This is a genomic window from Neisseria sp. HMSC069H12 (assembly GCF_001812735.1).
Lineage (GTDB): Bacteria > Pseudomonadota > Gammaproteobacteria > Burkholderiales > Neisseriaceae > Neisseria > Neisseria subflava.
In genome coordinates, this window is record NZ_KV810265.1 from 72,549 (window position 1) to 80,372 (window position 7,824).

The following is a 7,824-nucleotide window of genomic DNA, read 5'->3' on the forward strand; positions in this document are numbered from 1 at the left end:
AAATCTGGAAATCAGGTTTCAGACGGCCTTTTGTTTTGGTTTTTATTCGAGGAAGTGTTTAGCTGTATTTAACGCCGATGATGGGCAGACTTGTTGCTAAACAGGCTGGAAAGCATTCGGCTCTTTTCAGACGGCCTCTACGTCGGCTTGTCGGTGCAATGCCTGATAGCACGGGGTAAGCTGGCGGATAATCAGGTCGAGCTGGTGTTTGAGGATGTGGTCTTGCTGCGCTTGTGTGTTTTGTTCAAGCTCGGCAAATTCCTGACGGATTTGGGTCATGGCCGTTTCAAAAGCCTCGGGGTCGGTTTGGGGCATTTGAGTCAGCAACTCGGCGATGTGGTGGGTCAGCTTGGCATAGGGCGCAAAGCCGTCGTTGCCGTCGATTCGGACCTGGTCGCGGTATGCGCCGAGCGCGGAAATGTGGCCGGTCAGCGCATAGCTGGTTTTGAGCAGGGTAAAACCGTCTTGCAGGCGGTCTTGGTATTTTTTCGGGTTGCTGCTCATGTCGGACAGGGTGCTGCTGAGGGCGGCGGTGCTTTCGTGGGCTTGGCGGCGGGTGAGGCGGTAGTCGAAATCGTCGCGACTGCCGTTTTGCAACTGGTCGAGGATGGCGTCGAGATAGCGGCCGTTGGCAGTGATGGTTTGGGCGGCGGTGTGGCTGAGGGTGAGGTAACGCCAATCGGGCCAGAGGTAGGTGGCGGCGGCCCATGCGATAACGGAACCGACGATGGTGTCGATGATGCGGATGGGCATGGCGTGGTACACGTCCAAACCGGTAAGCGAGAGGCTGGTCAGGGCTTGGATGGTGATGAAGAAGGTGGAGAAGCTGTATTTGTAGCTTCGGGTCATGAAAAACAGGGTGGTGCTGGCGATAACAATCCAGAGCTTGGTTTCAATAGACGGGGTGAAGTAGGGGACGAGCGAACCGACAATCACGCCGAGAATCGTGCCTGCGATACGTTGGTATACGCGGCTTTTGGTGGCGGTGTAGTTGGGTTGGCAGACGAAAAGGGCGGTCAGCAGAATCCAGTAGCCGAGGTTGAGATGGAGGATTTCGACAATGATGCAGGCTGCGGCCACGACAATGGAGAGGCGGGTGGCATGGCGAAATACGCCGGAGTCGAAATTGAGCTGGCTGAGGACGGTCTCGCCGATATTGCGGAACTTGGTGTTTTCAAGGGCGGCGATGCGGGTATCGGCGTTGTCGTTTTCGGCAAGGGACGCATCGTTTTGCAGTTGCCGCAGTTGGTAATCGACACTGCTGAGGTTGTCGAGCAGGCGGCGGATATTGTGGAGGTTGGCATTGTCGGCATGGGTCTCGGCAAAATGGCTGAGGGATTGGCGGCAGCCTTCCATGGCGCGGCCGAGGCGTTTGCTGTATGCGTAGGGTTTGTTGTTGCGCAGGGAGGAGGCAACGTTGCGGCACGCCTGGCCTTGCATTTCGAGCAGGCGGCGGATGCGGAAGATAAGGTCGGTATTTTTGAGCTGCTCGGCCATTTCGCTGTAATCGACGTGGGCGGAGCTGATGCGTTCGTGCATGTCTTGCGCGCAGAGGTAGTAGCGCAGCATTTTGGCGGTACGCGGATGGCGGTGTTGGCCGCGCAATCGGTAGAAAAGTGCGCCGCGGCATTGGTTGAAGGCGGTAATCACGCCGGTATTGCTCATGGCCAAGTCGATTTGGCGGTTGCCCAACCATGCGGCTTCGTCAGGGTCGAAAAAGTCGGCTTTGGCATCGAAGTAGTTGCTGAGTGCATCGTAGGCGTTGGCAACGGTTTCTTGGACGGGGCGGTGGGGCAGGATAATTTGGAAGATCAGGATGTTGACGCTGTATAGGACAGTACCCAGCAGAATCATGACGGGGTTGGTCAGCCAGTAGGTCTCGGGGGTGTAGGTCAGCGTGGTGTAGGTGGCGACGGCAAGCGCACCGAAAGCGAAGGTGCGGTATTTGAGGCCGACGGTGCCGAGGATGGTGAAGCCGAAAGTCATCAGGGTCATGGCCAAGATGAAGGGAACGCCTGTACCGATGGTGCTTTGGGCAAGCAATGAGGAGAGGGTAAACAGGGCAACGGTGATGACGATGTTTTTCAGACGGCCTGTGAGGCGGTTGTCCAAATCGACCAAACCGCCGGCAATAATGCCGAGTACGAATGGCATAACCAGTTTGGGCGTGTCGAAGTGCCAAACGAGGGTGGCGGCGATGAACACGCTGGCGAAGACGGGCAGGGAGGCAATGATCAGAGGTTTGAGCGGCGGAGTTTTCATGATGTTGTTGTTTATTATTCGTTATGAGGTGAATGATTGGATTTTAACAGGATTTTCAGTCGATTTCAGAATGCTTTAAATGAGATAAGGCCGTCTGAACGGATACGGGAAAATACTTGATTTCGTTTCCACACCCGTTCAGACGGCCTTTTTTGGCTTGCACCATTAGGTCATCAGGTTGAGGTCGCTGATGCGGTCGTAGAGGCGTTCGGTATTGTTGCCCTCGTCGTGCATTTGAATGCGCAGGCGTAAATCGTTGGCGGATACCGCTTGGCGCAGGGCTTCGCTGAGTTCGATTTGGCCTTGTGCGTAGAGGTTGAAGAGGTTTTGGTCGAACGTCTGCATGCCGTTGCTGCCGGAGCGTGCCATCAGATCGCGGATTTCCAGCAATTCGCCTTTGAAAATCAAGTCCTGCATGGCCGGAGTGTTGAGCAGGAGGTCGGTAACGGCCGTGCGTTGGCGGTTTTTTTTGATGGTGAGGCGTTGGCCGATAATGCCGACGAGGTTTAACGCCAAATCCATCAAAACCTGTTGGCGACGGTCTTCCGGATAGAAGTTGATGATGCGCTCGATGGTTTGGGAAGCCGTGCTGGCATGGATGGTGAAAACGCACAGATGGCCGGTTTGAGCCAGTTGGAGGGCGTATTCCATGCTTTCTTCGCTGCGGACTTCGCCGATACAGACGACATCGGGCGCTTGACGCATGGCGCTTTGAACGGCGATTTTCCAGTTGTCGGTATCGATGCCGATTTCGCGCTGGGTGAAGATGCTGCGGCAAGGTTTGTAGATAAACTCGATGGGGTCTTCGATGGTAACGATATGGCCGGGCAGCTTTTGGTTGCGGTAGTTGAGCATGGAGGCCATGGTGGTGGATTTACCCGAACCGTTCGGGCCGGCGAGGATCAGCAGGCCGCGCGGTGCGAGTGCAAGCTCTTGGAGCTTTTCGGGTAAACCGAGGGTCTTCATTTCGGGAATGTCTTGGCTGACGCGGCGCAATACCATGCCGACGCGGCCTTGCTCGTGGTAGGCGTTGACGCGGTAGCGCGTGTTGCTGCGCGATTGGACGGAATAGTTGATTTCCCAGTCGCGATTGAAGGCTTCGAGCTGGTCGGGGTTCATGGTGGATTCGGCGATGGCGGCGGTGTCCGCACCGGTCAGTGCTTTGTGGGGCATGGGCGTGAGGGTGCCGCCGACTTTGATGGCAGGGGGAAAGTCTGCGCTGATGAAGATGTCGGATGCGTTGCGTTTTTCGGCCTCTTCACACATGCGGTCGAGCAGGGGATGAAGATGCGTGCCGATTTCGGCCGGGGTGGGGATGTGCGGTGCTTGGTTTTTTTGTGAGTAGGCTTGCACCATTTCGCTTAACAGGTCGTGCAGAGGGGCGAGGTCGCTCATGATGATTCTCTTTAAAACGGGTATTCGGTCAGGCTGAAAGGCCGTCTGAAAACGGGATGATGGGGTTCAGACGGCCTGAGTATGGTTTAGAAAATAGAGAGGTTTTCGATGTTTTGCGCCTTGCTGCGTGCCAGCTCGGGGCTGATGGTGCCTTGGCGGACAAGGGTTTGCAGGGCTTGATCGAGGGTTTGCATACCGTGGGCCTGACCGGTTTGGAGGGCGGCGTTGATTTGGGCGATTTTGTTCTCGCGGATGAGGTTGCGCACGGCCGGTGTAGAAATCAGGATCTCGTGTGCGGCGACACGGCCGTTGCCGTCGCGGGTTTTCAGCAGGGTTTGGGAAATGATGGCGCGCAAGGATTCGGACAACATGGAGCGCACGATTTCTTTTTCGCCTGCAGGGAATACGTCGACAATACGGTCGATGGTTTTGGCGGCGCCGGTCGTGTGCAGCGTACCGAAAACCAAGTGGCCGGTTTCGGCGGCGGTCAGGGCGAGGGAGATGGTTTCAGGGTCGCGCATCTCACCGATCAAAATCACGTCGGGGTCTTCGCGCAGGGCGGAACGCAGTGCGCTGGTGAAGCTGTGGGTGTGCTGATGCAGCTCGCGCTGGTTGATGAGCGCCTTTTTGCTTTGGTGGACGAACTCAATCGGGTCTTCGATGGTCAGAATGTGGGCCGGTTGGGTTTCGTTGATGTAGTTGACCATTGCCGCCAGCGTGGTGGATTTACCCGAACCGGTCGGGCCGGTTACCAAGACCAACCCGCGCGGATTTTCGGCAATTTTTTGGAAAATGCGCGGCGCACGCAATTCTTCCAGCGTCAGGACGGTGCCCGGAATGGTACGGAATACGGCGGCCGGGCCGCGTTCGGTCATAAAGGCGTTGACACGGAAACGGGCAACATTAGGCAGCTCAAATGAGAAATCGACTTCAAAATCCTGTTGATAGAGCTTGCGCTGGTGGTCGTTCATGACCGAGGTAATCATGGTACCGACTTCTTCCGAGCTCATCTCGGGCAGGTTGATGCGGCGGATGTCGCCGTGTACGCGTATCATAGGGGAAATACCCGAACTCAAATGGAGGTCGGAGGCTTTGTTTTTCACGCCGAACGCGAGTAAGTCGGTAATCTGCATAATATGGCCTTGTTTTGGTTTAGAATAATAAAATCGCTTTATTTTAAATAGATAAACCCGTTCAACCAAGTAAAATTTTCAAAATACCGAGTGATGAACGGGTTAAAGGAGAAAAACATGTCGGTATTGCAACAAAACTATCAGGACGTATGCCGGGCGCTTGAACAGGCGGCTGAGGCTGCCGAACGGCCTGCGGGTGCGGTGAAGCTGGTAGCGGTCAGCAAGACGTTTCCGGCAGACGATATCCGCGAAGTGTATGCGGCCGGTCAGCGCGATTTTGGCGAGAACTATATTCAGGAATGGTTTGAAAAAACGGAAACGCTGGCCGATTTGCCGGATATTGTTTGGCACGTTATCGGCGATGTGCAGTCTAATAAAACCAAATTTGTGGCCGAACGCGCACATTGGGTGCATACGATAGGCCGTCTGAAAACGGCGCGGCGCTTGAGCGAACAAAGGCCGTCTGAAATGCCGCCGTTGCAGGTGTGCATTGAAGTAAACATTGCCGCGGAAGAAGCAAAACACGGCGTAGTGCCCGATGAGGCGGTTGCGCTGGCCCTTGAAGTGGCCAAGTTGCCGAATATTAAAGTGCGCGGATTGATGTGTGTGGCCAAGGCCGACAGCAGCGACGATGAGTTGCGCAGCCAGTTTCACACCATGCAACGGCTTTTGGCTGAGCTGAATGCGGCAGGAGTCGAAGCAGATGTTTTGTCTATGGGTATGTCCGGCGATATGCCAATCGCGGTAGAATGCGGCGCAACCCATGTCCGCATCGGCAGCGCGATTTTCGGCAAGCGGCATTATCCTCAATAAAAGTAATAGGCCGTCTGAACAGGGCAGACAGCAGTTTCAGACGACCTGATCGATATCACAAAGGAGTGACATATATATGAATATCTATTTTCTCGGCGGCGGCAATATGGCGACTGCCATTGCAGGTGGTTTGGTCAAACAAGACGGTTATCGTGTCCACATTGTCGAACGCGGCTCTGAAAGACGAGCGCAACTGGTGCAAGAATTGGGCGTAGCCACTTCTGAAAACCTGCCTGAATTGAGTGCGGACGATGTCCTCATTCTCGCCGTCAAACCGCAAGACATGCAGGCAGCCTGTCAAAACATCCGTTTGAATGGTGCGTTGGTGTTGTCCGTAGCGGCTGGTTTATCCATTGATACCCTCAGCCATTATCTGGGCGGTACACGCCGTATCGTGCGCATCATGCCCAATACACCGGCTAAAATCGGTTTGGGCGTATCCGGTATGTTTGCCGATGCAGGCGTTTCAGAAGCCGACCGTGCAGCCGCCGACGGCATCATGCGCTCTGTCGGCACAACCGTTTGGCTGAACGAGGAAGAGCAACTCCACAATATTACCGGCATCAGCGGCAGCGGCCCCGCCTATGTTTTCTATCTTTTGGGCGCGCTCCAAAACGCGGCTTTGGCACAAGGTTTCAACGAGCAAGACGCACGCGAACTGAGCCTCGCTACATTTAAAGGCGCAGTGGCTTTGGCCGAACAAACTGGCGAAGCATTCGCACAATTACAGCAAAACGTGACTTCCAAAGGCGGTACGACACACGAAGCCATCGAAATCTTCAAAGCCCATCATGTTGCCGAAGCCATCGAACAGGGCGTAGAAGCCTGCGTCAAACGTTCGCAAGAAATGGCGCAACAATATAAGGCCGTCTGAATATGCGCGGCGACTTGCTCTTATTATTGGCAGACGCTATTGCCATTCTGTGTATCACACGCTTTTTGCTCCGATACGCAGGATTGGCAGCAGAACATCCCCTGCTCAAATTCAGCATACAGGCAACAGGCTGGCTGACCAAACCTTGGCAAAAAGCATTTCCATCCGGCGCGAAAACCGATTGGTACTGCCTGCCTTCAGGTTTTCTGGTGTACTACCTTGCCTGTACCGCCATTATTTTCATCTCACCGGCGCTGTCCATCAGCAATAAGCTGATTTTGGCAAACTTCTGGTTTGCCGTACTCCATATGCTGAAAGCCGCGGCCTATACATTACTTATCGGTCTGATTATTAGAATGGTGGCCAGCATACAAGGCTGCTATTCGCCGTTGACTTATGCCATCGAGCGAATCCTGCAGCCATTGCTTAAACCGTTTTCCTTCTTACGCCTAGGGCGATACGATTTTTCAGGCAGTTTGTTGGCATTCTTATTATGGTTGTGGCTGGCCCGATGGTTTCCCCAACTTATCCAGCAAACCAACTTATGGTTGCTTCAATAGGCCGTCTGAAAGCGCAGCAGGCATTAACGACCAAAAATACAACGTCCTAAAAAGCGCTTTAATACATTTAGGTGTAAGGTAGTGCAAAAAAGTGCAAATCGAAATATAAAGAACAAATGAATAGGTAAAACATGATATGATTCGCCCAATTTCCAAAACGGAAATTTAAGAAAACCCAATAAAAGCAAACCCGTAGCATCCAAATCATTAACAACAAACCGAAAGCAGACACCATGGCAAAGCTGACAGAACAAGATATTTTAAACTGGAATGGTCCTGAAGAGGACTACATGAACAGCGACCAATTGGCCTTCTTCCGCGAACTACTGGTTAAAATGCAAGAAGAGCTGATTGAAAATGCAAACACCACTACCGGCCATCTTCAAGAACACGAATCCGCCCCCGATCCTGCCGACCGAGCTACTCAAGAAGAAGAGTACGCTTTAGAACTACGTACCCGCGACCGCGAGCGTAAACTTCTCAATAAAGTTCAAGCGACTCTCCGCAGCATCGACGAAGGTAATTACGGTTTCTGTGCCGATACCGGCGAACCCATCGGCCTCAAACGCCTGCTGGCACGTCCGACTGCGACATTATCCGTAGAAGCGCAAGAGCGACGCGAACGAATGAAAAAACAGTTCGCCGACTAAAATATAAAGTATAGAGAAACCTCAAAAGGCCGTCTGAAAGAGCATTTCAGACGGCCTTTGTTTGTATTTTTTGTATGAATGGAGAGTGTAGAAAGTTTGATTGAGTTTTTTATAAAATAAAAACCCTTTTAAAACAT

General features: G+C 53.4%; 7 protein-coding genes. 4 read left to right on the forward strand and 3 right to left on the reverse strand.

The annotated features are described in order from the left end of the window. Window positions 1–126: 126 nt before the first annotated feature. The 3 genes from yccS to HMPREF2872_RS04730 all read right to left on the reverse strand — a co-directional run bounded on the left by yccS (window position 127) and on the right by HMPREF2872_RS04730 (window position 4,790). Window positions 127–2,262, reverse strand: coding sequence for a YccS family putative transporter (yccS, locus tag HMPREF2872_RS04720; RefSeq protein WP_070631574.1), 2,136 nt, complete (start codon window positions 2,260–2,262; stop codon window positions 127–129). A 165-nt stretch (window positions 2,263–2,427) separates the two neighbouring features. Next, window positions 2,428–3,657 carry a PilT/PilU family type 4a pilus ATPase gene (locus HMPREF2872_RS04725; protein ID WP_070631576.1) on the reverse strand — a complete coding sequence of 410 codons (1,230 nt, stop codon included), beginning with the start codon at window positions 3,655–3,657 and terminating at the stop codon, window positions 2,428–2,430. An 86-nt stretch (window positions 3,658–3,743) separates the two neighbouring features. Then, complete coding sequence (locus tag HMPREF2872_RS04730) at window positions 3,744–4,790, reverse strand: type IV pilus twitching motility protein PilT (RefSeq protein ID WP_070631578.1); 1,047 nt, start codon at window positions 4,788–4,790, stop codon at window positions 3,744–3,746. Window positions 4,791–4,907: 117 nt separating this feature from the next. Between HMPREF2872_RS04730 and HMPREF2872_RS04735 the strand changes: the two genes are divergently transcribed. The 4 genes from HMPREF2872_RS04735 (at window position 4,908) to dksA (ending at window position 7,687) form a co-directional block, all read left to right on the forward strand. Beyond that, the gene (locus HMPREF2872_RS04735) at window positions 4,908–5,603 is read left to right on the forward strand and encodes a YggS family pyridoxal phosphate-dependent enzyme (protein ID WP_070631580.1); all 696 of its coding nucleotides are present in this window, start codon (window positions 4,908–4,910) and stop codon (window positions 5,601–5,603) included. A 76-nt stretch (window positions 5,604–5,679) separates the two neighbouring features. Next, entirely contained in the window at window positions 5,680–6,477 is a 798-nt protein-coding gene (gene proC / locus HMPREF2872_RS04740) for a pyrroline-5-carboxylate reductase (RefSeq protein ID WP_070631583.1), read from the forward strand. 2 nt (window positions 6,478–6,479) lie between these two features. Further along, window positions 6,480–7,037 carry a YggT family protein gene (locus tag HMPREF2872_RS04745; protein ID WP_070631584.1) on the forward strand — a complete coding sequence of 186 codons (558 nt, stop codon included), beginning with the start codon at window positions 6,480–6,482 and terminating at the stop codon, window positions 7,035–7,037. A 233-nt stretch (window positions 7,038–7,270) separates the two neighbouring features. Beyond that, the gene (gene dksA, locus HMPREF2872_RS04750; RefSeq protein ID WP_070631586.1) at window positions 7,271–7,687 is read left to right on the forward strand and encodes an RNA polymerase-binding protein DksA; all 417 of its coding nucleotides are present in this window, start codon (window positions 7,271–7,273) and stop codon (window positions 7,685–7,687) included. Window positions 7,688–7,824 lie beyond the last annotated feature (137 nt).